General features: G+C 68.9%; 17 protein-coding genes and 1 pseudogene. 11 read left to right on the plus strand and 7 right to left on the minus strand.

Annotated features, from left to right (window positions below; genetic code table 11):
- Window positions 1-9: 9 nt before the first annotated feature.
- Window positions 10-1,998 carry a maleylacetate reductase and hydroxyquinol 1,2-dioxygenase domain-containing protein gene (locus ABTX78_RS30910; protein WP_352210089.1) on the minus strand — a complete coding sequence of 663 codons (1,989 nt, stop codon included), beginning with the start codon at window positions 1,996-1,998 and terminating at the stop codon, window positions 10-12.
- A gap of 207 nt (window positions 1,999-2,205) precedes the next feature.
- Entirely contained in the window at window positions 2,206-3,096 is an 891-nt protein-coding gene (locus ABTX78_RS30915) for a helix-turn-helix domain-containing protein (protein WP_352210090.1), read from the minus strand.
- Between the two features lie 662 nt (window positions 3,097-3,758).
- Here ABTX78_RS30915 and ABTX78_RS30920 point away from each other — a divergent pair.
- Window positions 3,759-4,556, plus strand: coding sequence for a CAP domain-containing protein (locus ABTX78_RS30920; protein ID WP_352210091.1), 798 nt, complete (start codon window positions 3,759-3,761; stop codon window positions 4,554-4,556).
- Window positions 4,557-4,803: 247 nt separating this feature from the next.
- Here the strand turns inward: ABTX78_RS30920 and ABTX78_RS30925 are convergent, their stop codons facing one another.
- Together ABTX78_RS30925 and ABTX78_RS30930 are read right to left on the minus strand one after the other, a co-directional pair.
- The gene (locus ABTX78_RS30925; protein WP_352210092.1) at window positions 4,804-7,443 is read right to left on the minus strand and encodes a SpoIIE family protein phosphatase; all 2,640 of its coding nucleotides are present in this window, start codon (window positions 7,441-7,443) and stop codon (window positions 4,804-4,806) included.
- 265 nt (window positions 7,444-7,708) lie between these two features.
- A complete protein-coding gene (locus tag ABTX78_RS30930) occupies window positions 7,709-8,314 on the minus strand; it encodes a hypothetical protein (RefSeq protein WP_352210093.1) in 606 nt (201 codons plus the stop codon).
- Between the two features lie 446 nt (window positions 8,315-8,760).
- Between ABTX78_RS30930 and ABTX78_RS30935 the strand changes: the two genes are divergently transcribed.
- The 6 genes and pseudogenes from ABTX78_RS30935 to ABTX78_RS30960 form a co-directional block, all read left to right on the plus strand.
- Window positions 8,761-9,042 carry a hypothetical protein gene (locus ABTX78_RS30935; protein WP_352210094.1) on the plus strand — a complete coding sequence of 94 codons (282 nt, stop codon included), beginning with the start codon at window positions 8,761-8,763 and terminating at the stop codon, window positions 9,040-9,042.
- A gap of 723 nt (window positions 9,043-9,765) precedes the next feature.
- The gene (locus tag ABTX78_RS30940; RefSeq protein ID WP_352210095.1) at window positions 9,766-11,178 is read left to right on the plus strand and encodes a family 2B encapsulin nanocompartment shell protein; all 1,413 of its coding nucleotides are present in this window, start codon (window positions 9,766-9,768) and stop codon (window positions 11,176-11,178) included.
- Window positions 11,179-11,434: 256 nt separating this feature from the next.
- Window positions 11,435-12,553, plus strand: coding sequence for a family 2 encapsulin nanocompartment cargo protein terpene cyclase (locus ABTX78_RS30945; protein WP_502994011.1), 1,119 nt, complete (start codon window positions 11,435-11,437; stop codon window positions 12,551-12,553).
- Between the two features lie 12 nt (window positions 12,554-12,565).
- Window positions 12,566-13,459: a geranyl diphosphate 2-C-methyltransferase gene (locus ABTX78_RS30950; RefSeq protein ID WP_352210097.1), complete on the plus strand. Its 894-nt coding sequence runs from the start codon at window positions 12,566-12,568 to the stop codon at window positions 13,457-13,459.
- 225 nt (window positions 13,460-13,684) lie between these two features.
- Entirely contained in the window at window positions 13,685-14,305 is a 621-nt protein-coding gene (locus ABTX78_RS30955; RefSeq protein WP_352210133.1) for a hypothetical protein, read from the plus strand.
- A gap of 31 nt (window positions 14,306-14,336) precedes the next feature.
- Window positions 14,337-14,482 (plus strand): annotated as a pseudogene (locus tag ABTX78_RS30960) (IS5/IS1182 family transposase); the annotation flags it as partial.
- Between the two features lie 284 nt (window positions 14,483-14,766).
- On the opposite strand, the gene ABTX78_RS30965 reads toward ABTX78_RS30960, so the two are convergent.
- The gene (locus tag ABTX78_RS30965) at window positions 14,767-15,783 is read right to left on the minus strand and encodes a LacI family DNA-binding transcriptional regulator (protein ID WP_352210098.1); all 1,017 of its coding nucleotides are present in this window, start codon (window positions 15,781-15,783) and stop codon (window positions 14,767-14,769) included.
- Between the two features lie 281 nt (window positions 15,784-16,064).
- Between ABTX78_RS30965 and ABTX78_RS30970 the strand changes: the two genes are divergently transcribed.
- The 4 genes from ABTX78_RS30970 to ABTX78_RS30985 all read left to right on the plus strand — a co-directional run bounded on the left by ABTX78_RS30970 (window position 16,065) and on the right by ABTX78_RS30985 (window position 20,930).
- Window positions 16,065-17,378, plus strand: a complete 1,314-nt coding sequence (locus ABTX78_RS30970) for an ABC transporter substrate-binding protein (RefSeq protein ID WP_352210099.1) — start codon at window positions 16,065-16,067, stop codon at window positions 17,376-17,378.
- 78 nt (window positions 17,379-17,456) lie between these two features.
- Entirely contained in the window at window positions 17,457-18,476 is a 1,020-nt protein-coding gene (locus ABTX78_RS30975; protein WP_502994012.1) for a carbohydrate ABC transporter permease, read from the plus strand.
- Window positions 18,477-18,492: 16 nt separating this feature from the next.
- Window positions 18,493-19,410 carry a carbohydrate ABC transporter permease gene (locus tag ABTX78_RS30980; RefSeq protein ID WP_352210100.1) on the plus strand — a complete coding sequence of 306 codons (918 nt, stop codon included), beginning with the start codon at window positions 18,493-18,495 and terminating at the stop codon, window positions 19,408-19,410.
- Between the two features lie 62 nt (window positions 19,411-19,472).
- Entirely contained in the window at window positions 19,473-20,930 is a 1,458-nt protein-coding gene (locus tag ABTX78_RS30985) for a GH1 family beta-glucosidase (protein WP_352210101.1), read from the plus strand.
- A 110-nt stretch (window positions 20,931-21,040) separates the two neighbouring features.
- Here the strand turns inward: ABTX78_RS30985 and ABTX78_RS30990 are convergent, their stop codons facing one another.
- Complete coding sequence (locus ABTX78_RS30990) at window positions 21,041-21,586, minus strand: GNAT family N-acetyltransferase (protein WP_352210135.1); 546 nt, start codon at window positions 21,584-21,586, stop codon at window positions 21,041-21,043.
- Window positions 21,587-21,642: 56 nt separating this feature from the next.
- Window positions 21,643-21,786, minus strand: a complete 144-nt coding sequence (locus tag ABTX78_RS30995) for a hypothetical protein (RefSeq protein WP_502994013.1) — start codon at window positions 21,784-21,786, stop codon at window positions 21,643-21,645.
- Window positions 21,787-21,985 lie beyond the last annotated feature (199 nt).

Below are 21,985 nucleotides of genomic sequence, written 5' to 3' on the forward strand. Positions count from 1 at the left end.
TGCTCCTGATCAGCGTGCCGGGCCGGTGGCAAGGGGGGCGATGCGGAAGGTGAACTGCAGGCTGCGCCATTCCCCCTCGACGGCGCGGCCGTCCGGGGTCGGTCCGACGCGGGGTACGAACTCGGCGATCAGGCCCTCCTTGACACCGAACACGGTGTCGGAGTCCAGGTAGCTGCCGCCCGACACGAACAACTGGGTGACCAGGCGCTGGTGGCCGGGCGCGGAGATCATGAAGTGCACGTGCGGGGCGCGATAGGGATGACGGCCGACGGCCTGCAGCATCTGTCCCACCGGTCCGTCGTCCGGGATCGGGTACTCGGCCGGCAGGATCGTCCAGAAGCGCAGCCTCCCGTCGTCGTCCGTGCGTAGGCGGCCGCGCAGAACCGGGCCTTCGAGTTCGGGCAGTTGGACGTCGTAGAACCCGTCCTCGTTGGCCTGCCAGACGTCCACGACCGCATCCGGCAGGGGCAGGCCGTCGGTGTCGGTGATGCGGATGTCGGCCCACAGCGGAGTGCCGGCCACGCCCTGTGAGATGTCGGCGCCCTGGGCGGTCTCCGGCGGACCGTCCGTGTAGAAGGGGCCGAGGACGGCCGACGGTGTGGTCTGCGGGGTCCGCGAGTTGGTGAGCAGATCGACGATGCTGGAGATACCGAGGGTGTCGGACAGCAGCACGAACTCCTGGCGGGTATGGGTGCTGATCTGCCCGGTCCGGGTCAGGAAGTCGATCGCGTACTGCCACTCGGACCCGGTGACGTCGTTGCTCGTCACGAAATGGTGCAGCTGCCGGACGAGGTCGCGGAGCAGCTGCGCCACCCGTGGGTCGGGTGCGTCGGCGAAACTGGCCAGCACCTGAGCCGTCAGACGTTCCACGTCCGAAGCCGGTCCCTGTGTGTCCGACGCCGCGCCGTGTCCGTCCGGCGCCGGCGCCAGGGCCGGGGAAACCGCCGGGCGGCGGCCTTCCCAGGCGTCGCGCAGCAGGCCTTCGATGCCCACCGGGGTCAGCTCCCGCGGGTTGGGGTAGGGCATGGCGGTGGCTTGTCGCGCGGCCAGTGAAAGGTCCCCCTCCACCATGCCCAGCTCGCGCAGGGAGGTGGGGCCGCCCAGAGACGCGATCAGGTCGTACATCCCGCTGGGTGCGTCCGCCACGCCGAGGGCGTCGGCGATGCGGCTCATGACGTTCTGAGCGGCGGGCGCGTTGTAGGCCATGGCGTGCGGCAGGATCACCGTGTGCGTCTCGGCGTGCGGCAGATCGAACGCGCCGCCGAGCGTGTGGCACAGCTTGTGGTGCAGCCCCATCCCGACGGCGGCGAGGCAGGTACCGGACAGCCATGCGGCGTGCAGGAGGTCGGTGCGCGCCGCGGGGTCGGAGGGGTCGGCGACGAGGACGGGCAGGGCGCGGGCGACCTTGCGGACCGCGTCGAGCGCCGTGGCGTCGATCACCGGGTTCGCCTGCGGGGCGTACAGGGCCTCGACCGCGTGGGCCAGGGCGTTGACCGCGCTGGTGACCGACATGCCCACCGGCAGGTCACGGGTGAACTCGACGTCGTAGACGACGGTTTCGGGCAGGATCTCCGGCGAGGACTGGGTGGTCTTGCGCCCGTCGCGCGTCTCACCGAGCACCGGGGTGACCTCGGAGCCGGCGTAGGTGGTGGGAAGGATCAGCTGAGGCAGTCCGGTCCGCAGCGCCAAGGCCTTGGCCAGCCCTGTGGTGGAGCCGCCGCCCACCGCCACCAGGCAGTCGGCCGAGTGCTCCCGCAGTACGGCGAGGGCGCGTTCGGTCACCTCCACCGGTGTGTGCATCGCCGCACCGTCGAACTCCGCGACGTTGAGGTCCCCGAGGACCTCCCGTACCCGGGCGGCGGCCTTGGCCACGGGCGAACCGGAGAGCAGGAGAACTCTCGATGCGCCGAGCCTCTCGACTTCGTCGCGGACCTGGCGGACCGTGCCGGTGCCGAAGATGATCCGCGAGGGATGCGAGGTGTAGACGAAATTCCCCATCGGGTCCCGCCTTCGCTAGTGCCGTGTTCCTGGGCGTCTGCCTCCGAGTGTCGGGACTGCGGGGCTTTCGTTCCTGCACGTTCCGCGCGTACTTCTGCAGGATCGGCGCGCAGGGCGCGAGGCGGCGGGCGGCTCGGACAGGTCAGCGGCGTGAGGCGGGTCGGTGGCAGGTGGCGAGCGACAGGCAGGTCCGGTGGCAGGCGGGGGTCAGGCGGCCCGGCGGAAGGCCGCGGGGGTCGTGCCCAGCTTGGCGCGCATCACGCGGGTCAGATGCTCCTGGTGCGAGAATCCGCAGCGAAGGGCCACCTCGGCGATGGGCTGCTGCCTGGAGCGGAGCAGCCTGCGGGCGTGGTCCAGCCGCAACTGCAGCAGGAACTGGTGCGGAGACTTGCCGGTGCTGGTTCTGAATTGCCTGCTGAACTGGCTCACGCTGAGGCTGGCGGCCGAGGCCAGGGCGGACACGGGCAAGGGCTCGGAGAGCCGCTCCTCCATCAGCTCTCGTGAGGTCGTCAGCTGTTGGGCGCTCAGTCCCGACAGCGCGCCGTCGGAGTCAGTGCCCGCGGAGCCGGCCGTGCGGCCGGCGGCGTGGGCCCGGGCGAGCTGGGCGGCGAGCATGGCGACGAGGTGATCGACGTAGGTGCGGGCGGACGGCTCCCAACGCCGTACGACGCTGTCCAAAGCCAGGACGAGCTGTTCGACCAGCGGATCCGCGCTGCCCAGCTCCTCCGCGAGTTTGACCGCCCCGTGTTCGCCGTGCGCGTTCTGCAGTGCCGCATCGCTCAGGTACAGGTGGACGGTGTCCAGCCGGCCCTGCAGTTCCACGTCCAGGGCGCGGCCGGCGGGGTGGAGGAAGATCCCCCCGGCCGGGACGCGCCGAGCCTGCGTGGACGGGCCGGACCGGCGCCTGACGGTCACCGGCCCACCCAGATGGAGGATCAGCAGATGCGTGGCCGCCGCGTCGAACCTCGCGTGGTACGGCTGCTCACTCTGTGTGGAGACATAAGCGTGCTCCCAGCCCAGGCCGGAGCTGGTCCTCCGAGGGCTCACCCATGGCTGGCGCAGAATGCCGCCGGTGTCGAGAAGCCCCAGCTCAGGCATTCTTTCCTCCGAGGTCGAAGGTGACCATGCGGCCTCCTTTACGGCACCGTCCGATTGCATTCTATTGAATACTCAATCAATGCGGAGGCATCCCGTCGCATTCCCTGCCGCGAGGTGCCCGCAGCCGCGCCCTGTCCACCGCCGTACGCACAGACAGCTCGGGCGAGGCTGAACCTGCGTCCGACCCGTTCCAGAGAGCAGGCCGCCGCGAACAGGAACGGCGAACGTCGACCTCAGGCTCGAGCCCGGAGATGAAACGGAAGCAATGGTTCCGTGACATCTGCCACAGCCATTCCGCCGCCAGGGGGCCGCTGGTGGATGTCGCGCTTGGCGACATAAGGATATTTGTCCATCTCGCTGCGAGCACCACTCGCACGGTGCTCGGCGGCCTTCCGACCTCGTTGCAATTGCGACGGCCTGGCGGGCGCACAGGCTCTTTTGATGGGGCGTCAAAGAGCGTGGACGGGTCTGCATACACGACCGCACGCTCTTGGCAAGGGTGATCCGAACCTACGATCGTGTGCCGTGGTCGCTGGTCGTTGCCCTCCACGTTCAGCGGTCCTAACAATGGCTGCCCGCAAAGGCGCCACCACAGGTCACCCACAGAACGGACCGGGCCAACCGCTTTCGGTGGCGCTCCGCGATGCCGAGTGAGGTCACACATGAGCAAGCACCGTAAGACGAAGCACTACCGGAAGATCACCATCGCGGCCGTCGCCATGGCGGCCGTGGGTGTGCCCTCTGTCGCCATGGCCTGTATGGATCCGGAGGGGACCCAGGACAGCCGGTCCCATGGCCGTTGGAAGAACGCAGGCGCCGAGCAGCGGTGGCAGGGGGACGAGACCGACCGGCGGTGGGACGGTGACACATGGGACCGGGAGCCGAGCCGCCCCGACGCGCAGGCGCCCACGACCACACCCGGCACCGGGAAGCCGGCCGCGCCGAAGCCGGCCGCGCCCGAGCCCGCCACGCCGAAGCCGGCAGCACCCAAGCCCGCGGCGCCCAAGCCCGCCACCCCGAAGCCCGCAGCACCCAAGCCCGCGGCGCCCAAGCCCGCCATCCCGAAGCCCGCCGCTCCGGTGTCCGGCGACGTCGCCCGCGTCGTGGCACTCGTCAACAGTGAGCGCGGCAAGGCGGGATGCGCACCGGTGAAGTCGAACGCGAAGCTGGCCAAGGCCGCGCAGGATCACAGCAAGGACATGGCGGCCCACCGCAACATGTCCCACACGGGCTCCGACGGATCGGAGCCGGGCCAGCGGATCACGCGTGCCGGCTACCAGTGGAGCACCTACGGCGAGAACGTCGCCTACGGCTACGACACCCCCGAGAGCGTCATGGCGGGCTGGATGGCCAGCCCCGGCCACAAGCGCAACATCCTCAACTGCGCGTTCAAGGAGATCGGCGTCGGCCACGCGCAGCCCGACGACTACTGGACGCAGGACTTCGGCACCGCCCGCTAAGCGGCACCGCAGGACCGGCCGCACCGTAGGACCGGCCGCACCGGCAGCGATGCGACCGCAACGCCACCGGACTGTCCACCGTCACCCACCTCACCGGCGGCCCCGGCGCACCATCTCGCCGCCGGAGAGGTGGTGATCGCCCTCGCGGGACGGCGGCCGATGGACAGCGGCCGCCGCCCCGCGCGTAGCCGGCATGCTGCGCCCACCGGCGCACCCCTCCCCCAACCTCTCTGCGCGGGAGTCCCCGTCACATGCCCTCGGTGTCGAACAGCTCGAGCAGCGCCTCACCGTCGCCGGTCTCCCCCTGCAGGGCCTGCTGAGCCCAGATGATCTTGCCCTCGGCCGTATAGCGGGTGCCCCAGCGTTCAGCCATCTTGGCCACGAGGAACAGCCCGCGGCCTCCCTCGTCCATGGTCGCCGCGTACCGCAGATGCGGCGATGTGCTGCTTCCGTCGGCCACCTCGCAGGTCAGGCCGTGATCGTTCACCAGCCGGACCCGGATCGCTCCGGAGCCGTAACGGATCGCGTTGGTCACCAGCTCGCTGAGGATGAGCTCGGTGCTGAACGCCAGCTCGGACAGACCCCACTCGTCCAGCTGCGCCGTCGCCGCCGCCCGCGTCCTTGCCACCGCACTCGGATCGCGCGGCACATCCCACTCGGCGACCCGGTCCGGCCCGAACACCCGCGCACGGGCGATCAGGAGTGCCACATCGTCCGTGGGACGCGCTGGCAGCATGGCACTCAGCACGGCCCGGCAGCTCTCCTCCGGCGGCCGGCCGGGATGCGCCAGGGCGCGACGCAGTTCCTCGACGCCGACGTCGATGTCACGGCCTCGCTCCTCGATCAGCCCGTCCGTGTAGAGAACGAGCTGGGTCCCCTCGGCGAGCTCCAACTCGGCGGCCTCGAAAGGCATACCGCCGAGTCCCAGCGGCGGCCCGGCCGGAAGGTCGGGGAAGTCGACGGTGCCGTCCGGGCGCACCAGGGCGGGTGGCAGATGCCCGGCACGGGCCATGGTGCAGCGCCGTGAGACGGGGTCGTAGATCGCGTAGAGACAGGTCGCACCCGCCATCTCGCGGCCGCCGTCGCACTCCGACTCGCCCTGGTCGATGCCCCCGACAAGATCGTCGAGATGGCCGAGGATCTCCTCGGGTGGCAGGTCGAGCGTGGAGAAGTTGTGCACCGCGGTGCGCAGTCGCCCCATCGTCGCCGCGGCGTGCAGACCATGCCCGACGACATCGCCGACCACCAGCGCCACCCGGCTACCGGGCAGCGGGATGACATCGAACCAGTCGCCGCCCACCCCTGACTGCGCCGGCAGATAGCGGTGCGCGACCTCCACGGCGCTCTGGTCCGGCAGGGTGCGGGGAAGCAGACTGCGCTGGAGCGTCACGGCCAATGCGTGCTCGCGCGTGTAGCGGCGGGCGTTGTCCACGGACACGGCGGCGCGGGCGACCAGTTCCTCGGCCAAAGAGAGGTCCTCCTCCTCGAAAGCGCCCGGCTCCTGTGAGCGCCAGAAGTTGGCCACGCCGAGGACGACGCCCCTGGCCCGGAGTGGCACCGTGATGAGCGAATGGATGCCGTACTCGACGATCTCCCGCGCCCGCTCCGGGTCCTGGGCCTGCCAGCCCGGCGCCTTGGACAGATCGGTCACCACCTCCGCACGCCCACTGCCCAGCCCGCGGGCCTGTGGCGTCGAGGGCACGAACATGATCAGTCGGTCCCGGGGATAGAGGGGGTGATCGTCACGGATGCCGCTCACGCCGGTGCGTCGCATGGTCCCCTCGCCGTTCGGCTCCTCGCCGTGCAGTACGGGGTCGGCGATGTCGACGGTGACGAAATCGGCGAAGCGGGGGACGGCGACATCGGCCAGCTCCTGGGCGGTACGCCTGACGTCGAGTGTGCTGCCGATGCCGACACCGGCGTCGTACAGCAGCCTGAGCCGTGTACGGGCGATCTCCGCGCGGCCCGTCAGCACCTGGAGCTCGGTGGAGTCGCGGATGGTGGCCACGGCGCCCGTCGGTCCGGCCGACCCGTGCGTCGGGCGCTGATTGACGACCAGCAGCCTGTCCGCGGCCGCTTGGACTTCGTCCGTGGCCGCGCGTCCGGAGGCCAGCAGATCGGCCGTGGCGGCATCGAGGCCGGGCAGATCGGCAACGCGCTGTCCCTCGCAGTCGGGGCCCAGGCCCAGCAGTCGTCTGGCCTCGTCGTTGGCCAGCACGAGCCGTCCGTCGTCGCCGGTGATCACGACACCTTCGCGTACGGCGTGCAGCACCGCATCGTGGTGCTCGTACATCCGGGCCAGCTCGGCCGGGCCGAGTAGATGGGTCTGCCGTCTCAGCCGTCTCGCCGCCAGTGCCGTACCTGCCGTGGCCAGCGCGAGGGCCGCGGCGCCCGCGCCGAGAATGACGGGCAGCTGCCCGTACACCGCGCCGGTGACGCTCTCGACGGTCAGACCGGCGGAGACCAGACCCACGACGGAGCCGTCGGGCGCGGTGGCGGGGACCACGGCCTGCACCTCCTGGCCGAGGGGACCGTCGACGCTCTCGACAGTGACCTCTCCCGCCAGCGAGGGTTCGATCGTGCCCACGAAACGCTGACCGATCCGCTCCGGCTGAGGGTGGGTGTAGCGGATCCCCTTGGTGTCCATGACGACGATGAAGTCCACGCCCGCGGCTTCACGGGTCTGCTCCGTGATCGGCTGGAGCACCCGGGACGGATCGGGCGACTTCAGAGCCGCGAGCAGACCCGGCGTCTGCGCAAATGTCTCCGCCACGGCGATCGATCGCGTCCTGGCTTCCCGGTTGCCGTCGTACCGCGACTGCAGAAACAGCGCCAGGACCGCCCCCAGCACGAGCAGGACCACGACCACGACCTGCAGGAGGAACATCTGACCGGCGACACTCCTGGGGCGCTTGTCGTTCCGTGGCTGAACCGACACGCCACGGAATCGGTCAAAACGCCTGATCACGCGTCCTTTCTAGCATTACTGGAGGTAATCGGGCTATAGACGCCTAGGCGCCGGGTCGGACGGGTGCCCCGGAGGGGCATTCCGACCCGTAGGGCCTTTCCGTCCGGCTGGATGGTCGACGACCACGGCCCGGGAGGGCGGGAACCATACCGAGCCGAGCACGGAAACGCCCCCGCTTTGCCGGTCAGGGCCGCAAGCCGGCCCGCCTGAGCGCGACCCCGGACAGGTCGGCGATGACTTGCCGATCCCCGCGGCGCCACGCGTCAACGAGGCCGCCTGGGGGAGCTTGGAGCCCGGCGAGATCACCAGGCGGGCCGGTGAGGGCGCGCAGTGCGAGCAGATCGGCGCCTCCAGGGGCATCGACGAGGCGTCGAAGGTCGCCACTGCGCCGGATCCAGCGCAGGCGCCGAGGAAGCCACAGCAGCAGCACGAAGATCACGGGAATGACGATCAGAGCGGTTGTCGTCAGAGTGGCGATCTGGCTGACAGCGTCCTGGAGCGACTGTCCGGCGTCGCCGAACCCGGTACTGGCATCGGCCGCGGACTGAAGCGGCCTTTTCAGCAGATCTCCGACAAGCGGCACGTCCGAGGCGGCGTCGCCCGCATTGTCGAGTTCGGCAGCGAGGTCGTCGCCCGAGTTCTCGACCTTCCGCCCCGGCTCGACCAGCATCATGATCGCTTCACGGACGACGAGGGCGAACTTCACCGCGGCGGCCACCAGGACCAGGGCGATCACGTCCCCGAGCACCTGACGGTTCCGACGAGCTGGAGTCTGGGCGTAGAGGCGCATCGGCGGGCTCCCGTTCGGTCAGGGCATCGAGGAGAAGCGGCCCCCGCCGGGTGAGGCTCAGCCGGTCGGTCGACCGTACGTCGGACTGGACCTTTCCATCGCTCTCCGTGGTCAAACGTCAGGAACGCGGCACCTGGTCGGCGTACGGAGCGTGCGGCGCAGGAGGCAGTCGACCGCAGGGGCGGATCGTCTTCGAGGCCGGTCATCACGCCTCGCCTCACTCGCCCACCAAGGCCCTGCCAGGGCGGCCGACACGGGGCGAAGCGGCTCAACGCCGCCCACAGGGAGGTGCGTGTGACCGCCGTCACACATGCTTGGCGCGTGGAACACGGCCTGCCGAGCACTCGGCTTCCAGGCATCCGTGGCGCCAAAAGCGTTACCTGGCAACGCGGCTGCCGGCCCGGCTGTTCGACGCGCCATCAAGGGGAACCATGAGGAACCGCGAAGTGCAACGACAGGCAGCCGAGCACAGGAGGCGTCTCGCTGTGGTCTGGGCGGCCTTGTTCCTGTGCTGCGGCCTGTCCGTCGCCGTCTCGCTGGCAGCCACGGAGGCACTCCTGCGACCCGATCCGCGCTGGTGGCTGACGCTGTGGTTCGCGGCTTGGACTGTCACCAGCGTCGCACTCGCCTGCTGGGTGATCCTGCACACGCGCAAGAGGACTGACGCGCAGTCACCGCGGGGCAGGCGCTCCAGCGCCTCGCGCCGAGCGGTCTCGTCCTCCCTGTGACGAACCTGCACCCTGCGACGAACCTGCACCAGAGAGTGCCCGCAGGCAGCCGACGCTGACCGTCGACGACATACGGGGGGCGACTGCGCCCGGGTGAGGCGAGGCCGCAGCCGGCACCCCGGGCCGTCAGAGCTCCCCAGCTGACGCCCGCGGTTGCGGCCTGACAGGTGGCCGTTCGCCGATGACGCCCATCGCACCGGCACGCTGTGCCGGTGCGGCAGGCATCGACCCCGCAGCCGACGCCGCGCGCCAGGGCACGTCACCCCCGCACGGCCACATCCCACACGTGCGCGCGAACTCACGTCAGTTCGCGGCTGAGGAGCGTGGCCGGATCGCCATCCACGCAGGGCTCCGTCACACAGGGAACAGCTCACCTCGGCGCCGGTTCGCGCCAGGCACCGGTCGTCATTCCGGACTGTTTCCACCCGGTGCCCCGGCCACCGCCCGCGTTTCGCTCCCTGTGGGCCCGGCCAGCATGCCTCCCCTCCCTCGCCGGGAAAAAATCTTGGAAGTGACCGGATCTCGCCGGTCGTTGGGCAAACGTCATGCACCGCATTGCCACTGCATCGAAGTAATCCCGACGGCTTTCCAGGTCAGACGGGGAGCAGCGGCCACTACGGTTTACCAGGATCCGGACCGAATCCGCATATTCACTCCCTTTTGCCCTTCACCGGCAACGCACAGGCGTGCCGGTCGCCGCCCTGCCGAAGGAGTCCTCGTCCGATGACCGTTGAGACCAGCCCGGAAGCCGAACTGGAGCCGCCCCCGCGGTCCAGTCTCAGCACTGCAGCCGCCCGCAACCTCGCCACCACGACCAAGTCCGCCCCGCAGATGCAGGAGATCACCTCCCGCTGGTTGCTGCGGATGCTTCCCTGGGTGGAGACCAAGGGCGGTGCCTACCGGGTGAACCGCCGGCTCAGCTACACCGTCGGCGACGGCCGTGTCGAGTTCGTGCAGGACGGCGCCCGTGTCCGCGTGATCCCGCGTGAGTTGAGGGAACTGGCCCTGCTGCGGGGCTTCGAGGACGACGAGGTTCTCACCGCGCTCGCCGGGCGGTGCGTCCAGCGCGACTTCCGCGCCGGCGAAGTGCTTGCCGAGCGTGGCGCTCCTGCGGAGCAGATCCACCTCATCGCTCACGGCAGGATCAGGCAGACCTCCGTAGGCAAGTACGGCGACGACATCGCCGTCGCCGTGCTCGCCGACGGCGACCGGTTCGGGGAGCACGCCCTCCTGACCCCCGAAGCCACCTGGGATGTCACCGCCACCGCCGAAACCGCCGGGACCCTGCTCACCCTGTCCCGCGAGGAGTTCAGCGCCGCACTGTCCGCCGCACCCCGCCTCCAGGCACACGTACGGGAGTTCAGTGCGCTTCCGCGGCAGCGGCAGAACCGGCACGGCGAGGCCGAGATCGCGATGTCTGCCGGACACACCGGCGAACCCGAACTGCCCGGAACCTACGTCGACTACGAGCCCCACCCGCGCGAGTACGAACTCTCCATCGCGCAAACGGTGCTGCGGGTCCACACCAGGGTCGCCGACCTCTACAACGAGCCGATGAACCAGACCGAGGAGCAGTTGCGGCTCACCATCGAAGCGCTGCGCGAGCGGCAGGAGTTCGAGCTGATCAACAACCGCGAGTTCGGTCTGCTCCACAACGCCTCTTTCAAGCAACGCATCCAGACCCATTCAGGGCCGCCCACTCCGGACGACCTCGATGAGCTGTTGTGCCGTCGCCGGGGCTCCAAGTTCTTTCTCGCCCACCCTCGGACGATTGCGGCGATGGGGCGCGAGTTCAACGCCCGCGGGCTCTACCCGGACCACGTCGATCTCGGCGGACAGCAGGTCCCGGCCTGGCGCGGCGTCCCGATTCTGCCGTGCGGCAAGATCCCCATCACCAAGGAGAACACCAGCTCGATCCTCTGCATGCGAACGGGCGAGGAGAACCAGGGGGTCATCGGGCTCCGGCAGACCGGCCTGCCGGAAGAGTACGAACCCGGTCTGTCGGTGCGCTTCATGGGCCTCGACGAACGCTCGATCATCTCCTACCTGGTCACCACGTACTACTCCGCCGCCGTCCTGGTGCCCGACGCGCTCGGCGTCCTGGAGAACGTGCAGATCGCCCGTCGGCCCGCCTAGGCACGGTCCGCGTCCCCGGCCGTCCGGAACCGGGGCAGCCACCCGCCTCATCAAGGAGCTTTGGATGTCCGATCCCGGGCCTTCCACCGTGCAGTCGAGCCTGCCTGCCGCTGCGGCCCGCTTCGGGGCGCCTGTCGTCGACACCGCACGGGCCTCTGCCGCCGAAGTCGCCGTCCCGCCTGTTTTGCCCAGCCCGCCCGTTCCGCCCAACCGTCCTGTTCGATCTGACCCGCCTGTCCTGCATGACCCGCCTGTCATGCCTGACCCACCTGTCCCGCCTGTCCCGTCCGCTCTCGCAAGGATCCTGCGCGGTCCCAGCGGCCTGGGCACGGCGGGCCTGTACCTGACCCCGCGCGAGGACCCACCGACGCCCCCCGGGGCCGAAACGCCGGTGGCGGGCCACCCGATCCCCGGCCTCTATCACCACCCCGTACCGGAACCCGACCCGTCGCGGGTGGAGGAAGTCAGCGCACGGATCAAGGCCTGGGCGCTGGAGGAAGTCGACCTGTATCCGGACGAGTGGGAGGACCAGTTCGACGGCTTCTCGGTAGGCCGCTACATGGTGGCCTGCCATCCGGACGCACCGACCGTCGACCACCTGATGATCGCCACCAGGCTGATGGTCGCCGAGAACGCGGTGGACGACTGCTACTGCGAGGACCACGGTGGTTCGCCCATCGGTCTCGGCGGACGGCTCCTGCTGGCGCACACCGCCCTCGACCACCTCCACACCACGCAGGAGTACCAGCCGCAGTGGGCGCAGTCCCTCCACTCGGACGCCCCGCGCCGTGCGTACCGCTCCGCCATGGAGTACTTCGTCCAGCAGTCGACGCCCTCCCAGGCCGACCGTTACCGGCACGACATGGCACGTCTGCATCTGGGGTACCTCGCCGAGGCCGCCTGGAGCCAGACCGACCACGTGCCGGAGGTGTGGGAGTACCTGGCGATGCGGCAGTTCAACAACTTCCGCCCCTGCCCCACCATCACGGACACCGTCGGCGGCTACGAGCTGCCGGCGGACCTCCACGCGCAGCCCGCCATGCAGCGCGTCATCGCGCTCGCCGGGAACGCCACCACCATCGTCAACGACCTGTACTCCTACACCAAGGAACTCGCCGCGCCGGGGAAGCACTTGAACCTGCCCGTGGTCATCGCCGAACGCGAAGGCGCGGCGGAAAAGGACGCGTACCTCAAGGCGGTGGAGGTCCACAACGACCTGATGCACGCCTTCGAGGACGAGGCCGCCGCTCTCTCCGCGGCATGTCCCCTCCCCGGGGTCCAGCGCTTCCTGCGGGGAGTCGCCGCGTGGGTCGACGGCAACCACTACTGGCACCGGACCAATACCTACCGCTACAGCCTGCCCGACTTCTGGTAAGGATGGAATCACATGACGAGCGCCGAACTCACCACCACCGAGGCCTCCGCAGCACCCTCCGCGTTCATCCCGGCCCCGACGACTCCCTACCAGGGGGACATCGCCCGCTACTGGGACCACGAGTCCCGGCCGGTGAACCTGCGTCTCGGCGATGTCGACGGCCTCTACCACCACCACTACGGCATCGGTGACGTCGACCACGATGCTCTCGGCGACACCGATGACAGTGCGTACGAGAAGAGGCTGATCGCGGAACTCCACCGGCTGGAATCGGCGCAGGCCGAACTCCTCCTCGACCACCTCGGACCCATCGGGCGCGGCGACACCCTCGTGGACGCCGGCTGCGGCCGCGGCGGCTCGATGGTCATGGCCCACCAGCGCTTCGGATGCAAGGTCGAGGGTGTCACTCTGTCCGCCAAACAGGCGGAGTTCGCCAACCGGCGTACCCGTGAACTCGGCTTCGAGGACCATGTCCGCGCCCGAGTCTGCAACATGCTCAACACGCCTTTCGAGACCGGTCAGGCCGCTGCCTCCTGGAACAACGAGTCCAGCATGTACGTCGACCTCCACGACCTCTTCGCCGAACACTCCCGCGTTCTGGAAGTGGGCGGCCGCTACGTCACCATCACCGGCTGCTGGAACCCCCGTTACGGCCAGCCGTCCAAGTGGGTCTCCCAGATCAACGCACACTTCGAGTGCAACATCCACTCCCGCCGGGAGTACCTGCGCGCGATGGCCGACAACCGCCTCGTACCGCAGGCCGTCGTCGACCTCACCCCCGCGACCCTGCCCTACTGGGAACTGCGGGCCACGTCACGGCTGGTCACCGGCATCGAAGAGGCGTTCATCAACTCCTACAAGGACGGCTCCTTCCAGTACGTCCTGATCGCGGCCGACCGCATCTGACCGAGCGCGCCGATCCTTACCGCCATAGAGCGATGTGTGCTTCTGAACCCTCCCTCCGCGAGCGGGGGTTCAGGAGTTTCGTCGGCGAGTCAGCAGCGGTACGTCCATATGCAGGCGGGGTGTCCGGCACCACCGCGCCTATGGGCTGCCCCGTAACTGGGCGTCGCCCCCGTTGCCGATCCCCGATCGGACCGTGTCAGTGGCTACTGACAGGATCGAGGGGTGATGATCAAGGGATATGACGGCGGCCCATTGGTGCCGGGCGAGTCACTGCTGGACCATCCGGGCTTCTGGTCGAACTACCTCTTGGCGATGTGTAGCGACGGGGGGTGTGCCGAGCGTCCGGTTCCGGAATGGTTCGGTGAGGACGGCGCCGATGCCGATGCGCTGTCCGAGGTCCTCTTCGAGCCTGGACGCTGGCCAGTGTTCAGGGTGCCGGCAGAAGAGAGCCCCGGAGCGGTGGTGATCTACCGCAACTTGGATGGCGACTACGGCACCGACTACCTCCTCACCCATGTAGGCAGAAGCTACGTCGAGCAGATCGCCGGCTGGGACGGAGACTTCTCGGGTACTGGGCTGACATGGCACGAACTGATTCGGATCGCTGACAGCCCGTCCCTCGCGGCCGAAGGGGTCCATGACACGGCAACCCGCTTCCTGCTGCTGCTTCCCCTCCTCACCGACCCGGACGTGCCGGAAACAGCATCGGCGAGGCTTATCGCCGCCCTGAGCGTAGTCGGGGCACCGCAGGACGCTGTTGCCATTGCGGCGGAGCACCTGCTTGCTCACCTCACGAGGAAAGCCCTACACGACCCCACGTGGGCGTCTCCGCTGAGCGGCAGCTGAAGGTGGGACGAGCCCGCCAGTCGCCCATGGAACGATGCGGCAGCTCGCCCCGCTGTTCGAGCTGTCCAAGTCGGCGGCGGACCGGATCATCGATCACCTCGGGTCGATGCTCGTCCTTCTCCCCGCAAGCGGTTCGCGACAGCCCGGGTCGAGCACGTCTTCACCCGCACTGTGCCCGAGACGGCTCAGAGATCATTTCGGGACAGACGATCTCGTAACCGCCCTCGTCCAGGACAGCGACGGAGGCGAACCATGCGGGATCGTCCTCGTCAGGCTGGATCACGGCGAAGGTGCTGTCGGATTGTGCGCGACACCTCTCGCCTCGCCTCGGGATGATTGCGGTCTGGGGCCGAGGGATCTCACGGACGAGCAGTGGACGGCACTGGAACCGTTGTTGCCGGTGGTGGGACAGGTTTCGCATGCGCGAAGTCCGAGCCGCGTTCCGCTCTCGTCGCCCGCCGTCAGGACGAGCGGCGCACGATGAGTTCGGTCGGGAGCATGACCTGCTCCCGGGGCGCATCGGCGTCGGCGATCTCCGCGAGCAGGATGCGGGCGATCGTGGACCCGATCTCCTCGACCGGCTGACGCACACTCGTCAGCGGAGGGTCGGTGTGGCGAGCGATGAACGAGTCGTCGAAGCCGACCACCGCCACTTCGTCCGGGATACGTCGACCCTGGCTGTGGAGTTCCAGCATCGCCCCCGCAGCCATCACGTCCGAAGCGACGAAGACGGCATCGAGCTCCGGTGCCCGTTCAAGAAGCGAACGCATGGCCCGCCGACCGCCCTCTTCGGTGAAGTCGGCTGTCTCGACCAGGCGTTCGTCCGCGCCGTGGCCCGCTTCCGCCAGTGCCTCCCGCCAGCCCTGGAGCCGCGCGCGGCCGACATCCATGTCCAGCGGCCCCGTGATCGTCGCGATCGCGGTCCGGCCGCGGGCCACGAGGTGTCGAACCGCCGCCGCGGCGCCGCCGAGGTTGTCGGAGTAGGCGTGGCTCAGGGATTCGGCGGCGGAACGCCGGCCGGCGAGGACGGTGGGAAGTCCCAGGCCTTCCAGCAGGCTCGGCAGTGGGTCGTGCTCGTGCACCGACACCAGCAGCACTCCGTCCACGCGCCGCTCCGCGACAGAGTCCGTGAGCTGGTCACGCTCGCCCTTGTCGCGTACGAGCACCAGCTGGAGCTGGGTCCGCGTGTCGGCAAGTCCGGTGCTCACACCCCGGATGACAGCCGCGAAATACGGCTCCGAGCCGAGCCGGCTCTCGGACTCGGGGATCACCAGCGCGATGGAGTTGGTCCTGCTGGTCACCAGGCCACGGGCGACCGAGTTGGGTACGTAGCCGAGCTCGGCGATGGCGTCCAGAACGGCGGCCTTGGCCTCGTCGCTGACGAGGGGGGAACCGTTGATGACCCGCGAGACGGTGGTGCGCCCGACCCCGGCACGTGCGGCCACGGTCTTGATGGTCGGTCGCCGTCTTTCCCCCATGGCCCCTCCTCGTGGGTCGGCATCGGCACGCCGTTCACCAGCGCATTGTGCCAGAAGGATCAGCGGCCCCGAGGACTCCACGAACCATGGACCGCGACATGCGCCGGCAACAGAGTCGATTCAAGTTCTTGACACAGAGACCGCAGGGCGGTCAGGCTTCGCGCAACTCGGTGGGAACGTTCCCACCGCCTGTTGGGAACGTTCCCACTTCATGATCGAGCCGCACAGGCAGGACCGACAGGCTCGTGCTCCGATGTCGGTGCCGCCGCTGGGAGGGCGAAATGAGCAGGGCTCAGAAACTGCTGCGTACAAGAGGCATAGCCGCTGTCGCGGCCGTGGCCGCACTCGGACTGGTCGCTGCCTGCGGAGGCAGCGACACCGGCGGGACCGGCGGAGGCGTCAAGGACGGCAAGGTCACCATCACCATGGGCCTCTTCGGCGTCATGGGCTACAAGGAGACCGGGCTCCTCGACCGGTACATGAAGGAGCATCCCAACGTCACCATCAAGGCCGAGGTCGCCGGCGACGAGCAGACGTACTACACCGCCCTGCAGACCCATCTCGCGGCAGGCAGCGGCCTGAAGGACATCCAGGGCATAGAGATCGGCCGGGCCAAGGAACTCGTCGACACCCAGGCCGCCAAGTTCGTCGACCTGGCAGACGTCCCCGGTGTCGACCACTTCCTGCCCTGGAAGCTGAGCCAGGTCACCACCAAGGACGACAAGGTCATCGGGCTCGGCACGGACATCGGCCCGATGGCCGTCTGCTACCGCAAGGACCTGTTCCAACAGGCGGGCCTGCCCACCGACCGCGAGAAGGTCGCCCAGCTGTGGGAGGGCGACTGGTCGAAGTACGTGGCCGCCGGCAAGACCTTCAAGGCCGGATCCAAGGGCGGCAAGGCCGCCTTCATGGACAGCTCCAGCGGCCTGTTCAACGCCATGATCTACGGCAACTCCCAGCAGTTCTACGACAAGGACGGCAAGCTCGTCTACCAGGACAACCCCGTCGTCACCGATGCGTGGGCACTGGCCTCGCAGGCGGCCACCTCGGGGCTCACCGCCAAGCTCCGTCAGTTCCAGCCCGGTTGGGATCCGGCCCTGGCCAACAGCACCTTCGCCACGACCGTGTGCCCCGCCTGGATGCTCGGCCACATCAGCGAGAAGGCGGGCCCGAAGAACAAGGGCAAGTGGGATGTCGCCAAGGCCCCGAAGGGAGCCAACTGGGGCGGCTCGTTCCTCGGCGTCATGGACAAGAGCCCGGTGAAGGAGGAGGCGAAGAAGCTGGTCGCCTGGCTCACCGCACCGGAACAGCAGGCCCATGTCTTCGAGAAGATCGGCAACTTCCCCTCCTCGCAGCAGGCGCTGGCCGCACCCCAGGTCGCGAACGCGACGTCCGAGTACTTCAGCGAGGCGCCGATCGGAAAAATCTTCGGTGCCGCCGCCGAAGAGATCCCCGACGAGCAGGTCCTCGGCCGCAAGGACGGCACGATCAAGGACATCTTCTCCCAGGGCCTGACGCTGATCGAGGCGCAGAACCAGAGCCCGGACAAGGCGTGGAAGACCACCGACGAGCGCATCAAGAAGGCCGCTGGATGACCTGACCCCGCCCCGGCGGCCATGTCCCTCGTGGTCGCCGGGCCCGGTCCATCCCCGTCCCACGTAAGGATCCCTCCGGTGGCCACTTCCACCCCGACCGCACCGGCCGACGAGCCCACCCCCAACCCTCAGAGTTCGCAGGGCATCGCACCCGACCTCCACCCGCGTCACGAAGGTGGCCGCCCCCGCCGCAGCATGCTGTTGCACCGGCTCGACCTGCGTGGCGCGCCCTATGCCTTCATCGCACCCTTCTTCGCCGTGTTCGCGGCGTTCAGTTTCTACCCCCTCGTCTACACGGGCTGGATCTCCCTCCACCGGGTCGAGTTGGCCTCGCTCGACCTGATGGAGTGGGTGGCGTTCGACAACTACGTAGCTCTGTGGCAGGACGAGCGCTTCTGGAACGCGCTGTTCAACACCTTCACCATCGGCGTCATCTCTACCGTGCCCCAGCTGCTGATGGCCCTGGGCCTGGCACATCTGCTCAACTACCGGCTGCGTGGCTCCACGTTCTTCCGTGTGGCGGCCCTGACGCCCTACGCCACCTCGGTGGGCGCCGCCGCACTGGTCTTCACCATGCTCTTCGAGCGTGACTTCGGCATGATCAACTGGCTGCTGAGCGTGGTGGGGATCGACAACATCGACTGGGAGAACAACAAGTGGGCCGCCCAGACGGCCATCTCCACGATCGTCATCTGGCGCTGGACGGGCTACAACGCGCTCTTGTACCTCGCGGCGATGCAGGCCGTGCCGCGCGAGCGCTACGAAGCGGCGGCCATCGACGGGGCCTCCCGCTGGCAGCAGTTCCTGAAGGTGACCATTCCAGGGATCCGCTCCACCGTCGTCTTCACCATCGTGCTCTCCACGATCGGCGCCACCCAGCTCTTCGGTGAGCCGCTCATCTTCGGCCAGGGCCCGAACGGCATCACCGGCGGAGCCGACAACCAGTACCAGACCCTCGGCCTGCTCCTCTACGAGGAGGGGTGGAAGAACTACCAGATGGGGCGTGCGGCGACCGTTGCCTGGGCGATGTTCCTGGTGCTGATCCTCGTCTTCGTCATCCAGCGCGTCGTGAAGCGCATCGCATCCCGCAGGCCCTGACCAGGAGCACTCAGCCATGACCACCCAGAGCCTCCGGGCCCGCCCGGACGTACGCCCGCGACCCGAATCCGCCGCTCCCCGACCGCGACGGCGTCTGCTCTCGCCGAAGGCCGGCCGACAGCACCACGCGGGCCCCGTCACCTACATCCTGCTCGGCATCGCCGCACTCGTGTCGCTGTTTCCTCTCTACTGGACGATGGTTGCGGCGTCGAGCGACAACACTCGGGTCACCCAGTCCCCGCCGCCGTTCCTGCCGGGTCCGCATCTCCTGGAGAACCTCGGCAAGGCGTGGCAGGACGCCGCACTCGGCAAGGCCATGCTGAACAGCTTCATCGTGGCGGGCGTCATCGCGCTGTCGACGGTCCTGTTCGCGACGCTGGCCGGCTTCGCGTTCGCCAAACTGCGGTTCAAGGGGCGCAACATCCTGCTCATGCTCGTCATCGGGACAATGATGGTGCCGCCCCAACTCGGTGTCGTACCGCTGTTCATGATGATGTCGGATCTCGGCTGGGGGCAGCGGCTTCCCGCGGTCATCTTCCCCACGCTCGTCAGCGCCGTCGGCGTGTTCTTCATGCGCCAGTACCTCGCCGAAGCACTGCCGGACGAACTCGTCGAGGCGGGCCGGGTGGACGGCGCGCACTCACTCCGCATCTTCTGGAGCATCGTTCTGCCCGTCGCCAGGCCGGCGATGGCAGTGCTCTTCATGATCACCTTCGTGCACGCGTGGAACGACTTCTTCTGGCCGTTCATCGTGCTCGACATGAGCAATCCGACGGTTCCCGTCGCGCTCACCCAACTCAGCGCGGGCTATGTCCGCGACCAGTCACTCATCATGGCCGGCGCCCTGCTCGGCACGCTCCCCCTGCTGGCGATGTTCATCGTCTTCGGCCGCCAGATCGTCGGCGGCATCATGCAGGGAGCGGTCAAGGGCTGAGTGCGCCCGCCCCTTTCACCGATACCGCGCACCCGAACGACCGCTCTCCTGGAAGGACCTCCGTGGACACCGCTGCCCGACACCTCGCCCCCACTGCCCCGAACGGCGAGGACCTCGTCTTCCCCCAGGGATTCACCTGGGGAACGGCGACCGCCGCGTACCAGATCGAGGGCGCCGCCGGCCTGGACGGCCGCACGCCCTCCATCTGGGACACGTACTCCCGCACCCCGGGCAAGGTCCGCAACGGCGACACCGGCGACATCGCCACCGACCACTACCACCGCTGGCGCGAAGACGTCGCGATCATGGCCGACCTCGGTGTGAACGCCTACCGGTTCTCGCTGTCCTGGTCCCGCATCCAGCCCACCGGACGCGGTCCCGCCGTCCAAAAGGGACTGGACTTCTACCGCCGGCTCACGGACGAACTGCTGAACCACGGCATCGAACCCCTCGCCACCCTCTACCACTGGGACCTGCCCCAGGAACTCGAGGACGCCGGAGGCTGGCCGGAACGCGCCACCGCCGAACGCTTCGCGGAGTACGCGGCACTCGCCGGCCAGGCCCTGGGTGACAAGGTGCGCACCTGGACCACCCTCAACGAGCCCTGGTGCAGCGCCTTCCTCGGGTACGCCTCGGGGGTACACGCCCCCGGCCGCACCGATCCCGTCGCCGCGCTGCGAGCGGCCCATCACCTCAACCTCGGTCACGGCAGGGCGGTTCAGGCGCTGCGCGCGAACCTCCCGGGCGATGCGCGCATCGCCGTCACCCTCAACCTCCACCATGTACGCCCTCTCAGCGAGAGTGCCGAGGACGTCGAGGCCGCCCGCCGCATCGACACACTGGCCAACGGCGTGTTCACCGGCCCCATGCTTGAAGGCGACTACCCCGCCGACCTGTTCCGGGACACGGCCCGCCTGACCGACTGGTCGTTCGTACGCGAGGGCGACACGTCGGAGATCCACCAGCCGCTCGACTTCCTGGGCGTCAACTACTACACGCCCACGCTGGTTTCGGGAGGTACCGCCGACGGCAGCCACCGCTCCGACGGGCACGGCAAGAGTGCGCACAGCCCATGGCCCGGGGCCGATGACGTGGCCTTTCACCTCCCGCCCGGTCCCACCACGGCCATGGGATGGGCGGTCGACCCGAGCGGCCTGACCGAACTGCTGGTCCGCGTCGGAACGGAGTTCCCGCGGCTGCCCTTGGTGATCACCGAGAACGGCGCGGCCTTCGACGACTACGTGGACCCGGCCGGAGAAGTACTCGACCCCGACCGGATCGCCTACCTGCACGGGCACTTGGCCGCGGTACACAGCGCGATCGAGGCGGGCGTGGACGTCCGCGGCTACTTCCTGTGGTCCCTGCTCGACAACTTCGAATGGGGCTACGGCTACAGCAAGCGCTTCGGCGCGGTCTACGTGGACTACGCGACGGGCAGGCGCATTCCGAAGGCGAGCGCCCGGTGGTACGCCGGTGTCGCCAGGACCGGAAAGCTCTCGGGCAACACGGCGGACGAGTGAGGCGCGGCCGGTCCGGTGGCCGAACGGACTCACCGGACCGGCCGGGCGTGTTCTCGATCATGCGGTTTCGCAGGCCACTGTGGCGGTGGTGCGCGCCGCAACGACATCGCTCACCGCGCAGCCGAAGGGGACCACACGCCGAGCCACTGCTCGGCGCCGTACTCCTCGAACCGCTCCACCTCGGTGAACCCCAGCTTCGCCGCGAGGCGCATCGCACGGTCGTTGGCGCTCTGGGTGCAGAGCACCACCGCCTCGCCGGGGAGCGCATCGGCGACCCAGCCGAGCGCCGCTGAGCACGCCTCGGCGGCATACCCGCATCCCCACGCTTCGGGCAGAAACATGTACCCGATCTCGGCCTCTTCGGCATTCGGGCGGACGTGCCCCGGCCGCTCCGCGTCACGCCGATCGAGCGTGACCATGCCGATCATCGCTCCGTCGAGATCGACGACGAAATGGCCGGGGCGCCGTCCGGGCACCTCGGGCATCGCGCGTTCGAGCTCATGGCGCGGTTGAGGTCCACCGATGTAGGTGCCGACCTCTGGCGACGCGAACAGCTCGACGAACGCCGCACGATCGCGAGCCTCGGACTCCCGGAGCACCAGACGTTCGGTCCTTATCGGGGCAGCCGGCCAGGCGACGGGTCCAAGTCCGGTCATGTCGGTCAACCTACCTCACATGCACGGCAGTTGACCTTTGGTGGATCTTCAGCACGTCAGTCGGACATGGCCACGCGACGGAAGTCCGCAAGCGCGTGGTCGATGGGATGGGGCTGCGGCTTGCCCAAGGAGTCGAGCCTGCTCCACCTCTGCAGATTGACCGCGACGGACATCTGCCGCCGGCCGTCGTCGCCGGCCATGGACAGCGCTCCCCCACCCCAGACCGTGCCGCCGAGCTGTTCCGCGTCGCGGTACTCGGCGCCGACCCCGACCGCTTCCCCCTCTCGCCCACTCCGCCCGCGACGTCCGCTCTCTCGGAGCCGACCGCCGGGCCACGTTCGAAGAGAACCTCACGCTCAACTGGCCCACATCGAGACGGCGATCGCCCCGAGCCAGACC

It is taken from the genome of Streptomyces sp. NPDC096193, from assembly GCF_040302905.1.
Classification (GTDB): domain Bacteria; phylum Actinomycetota; class Actinomycetes; order Streptomycetales; family Streptomycetaceae; genus Streptomyces.

Excerpts from the sequence above, each read along its gene's own strand:
- ABTX78_RS30990 (WP_352210135.1), bottom strand. The coding sequence starts at position 21,586 with ATGACCGGACTTGGACCCGTCGCCTGGCCGGCTGCCCCGATAAGGACC.
- ABTX78_RS30940 (WP_352210095.1), top strand. The coding sequence starts at position 9,766 with ATGACCGTTGAGACCAGCCCGGAAGCCGAACTGGAGCCGCCCCCGCGG.
- ABTX78_RS30995 (WP_502994013.1), bottom strand. The coding sequence starts at position 21,786 with ATGGCCGGCGACGACGGCCGGCGGCAGATGTCCGTCGCGGTCAATCTG.
- ABTX78_RS30920 (WP_352210091.1), top strand. The coding sequence starts at position 3,759 with ATGAGCAAGCACCGTAAGACGAAGCACTACCGGAAGATCACCATCGCG.
- ABTX78_RS30925 (WP_352210092.1), bottom strand. The coding sequence starts at position 7,443 with ATGTTCCTCCTGCAGGTCGTGGTCGTGGTCCTGCTCGTGCTGGGGGCG.
- ABTX78_RS30930 (WP_352210093.1), bottom strand. The coding sequence starts at position 8,314 with ATGCGCCTCTACGCCCAGACTCCAGCTCGTCGGAACCGTCAGGTGCTC.
- ABTX78_RS30970 (WP_352210099.1), top strand. The coding sequence starts at position 16,065 with ATGAGCAGGGCTCAGAAACTGCTGCGTACAAGAGGCATAGCCGCTGTC.
- ABTX78_RS30980 (WP_352210100.1), top strand. The coding sequence starts at position 18,493 with ATGACCACCCAGAGCCTCCGGGCCCGCCCGGACGTACGCCCGCGACCC.
- ABTX78_RS30910 (WP_352210089.1), bottom strand. The coding sequence starts at position 1,998 with ATGGGGAATTTCGTCTACACCTCGCATCCCTCGCGGATCATCTTCGGC.
- ABTX78_RS30950 (WP_352210097.1), top strand. The coding sequence starts at position 12,566 with ATGACGAGCGCCGAACTCACCACCACCGAGGCCTCCGCAGCACCCTCC.
- ABTX78_RS30965 (WP_352210098.1), bottom strand. The coding sequence starts at position 15,783 with ATGGGGGAAAGACGGCGACCGACCATCAAGACCGTGGCCGCACGTGCC.
- ABTX78_RS30955 (WP_352210133.1), top strand. The coding sequence starts at position 13,685 with ATGATCAAGGGATATGACGGCGGCCCATTGGTGCCGGGCGAGTCACTG.
- ABTX78_RS30915 (WP_352210090.1), bottom strand. The coding sequence starts at position 3,096 with ATGCCTGAGCTGGGGCTTCTCGACACCGGCGGCATTCTGCGCCAGCCA.
- ABTX78_RS30945 (WP_502994011.1), top strand. The coding sequence starts at position 11,435 with ATGCCTGACCCACCTGTCCCGCCTGTCCCGTCCGCTCTCGCAAGGATC.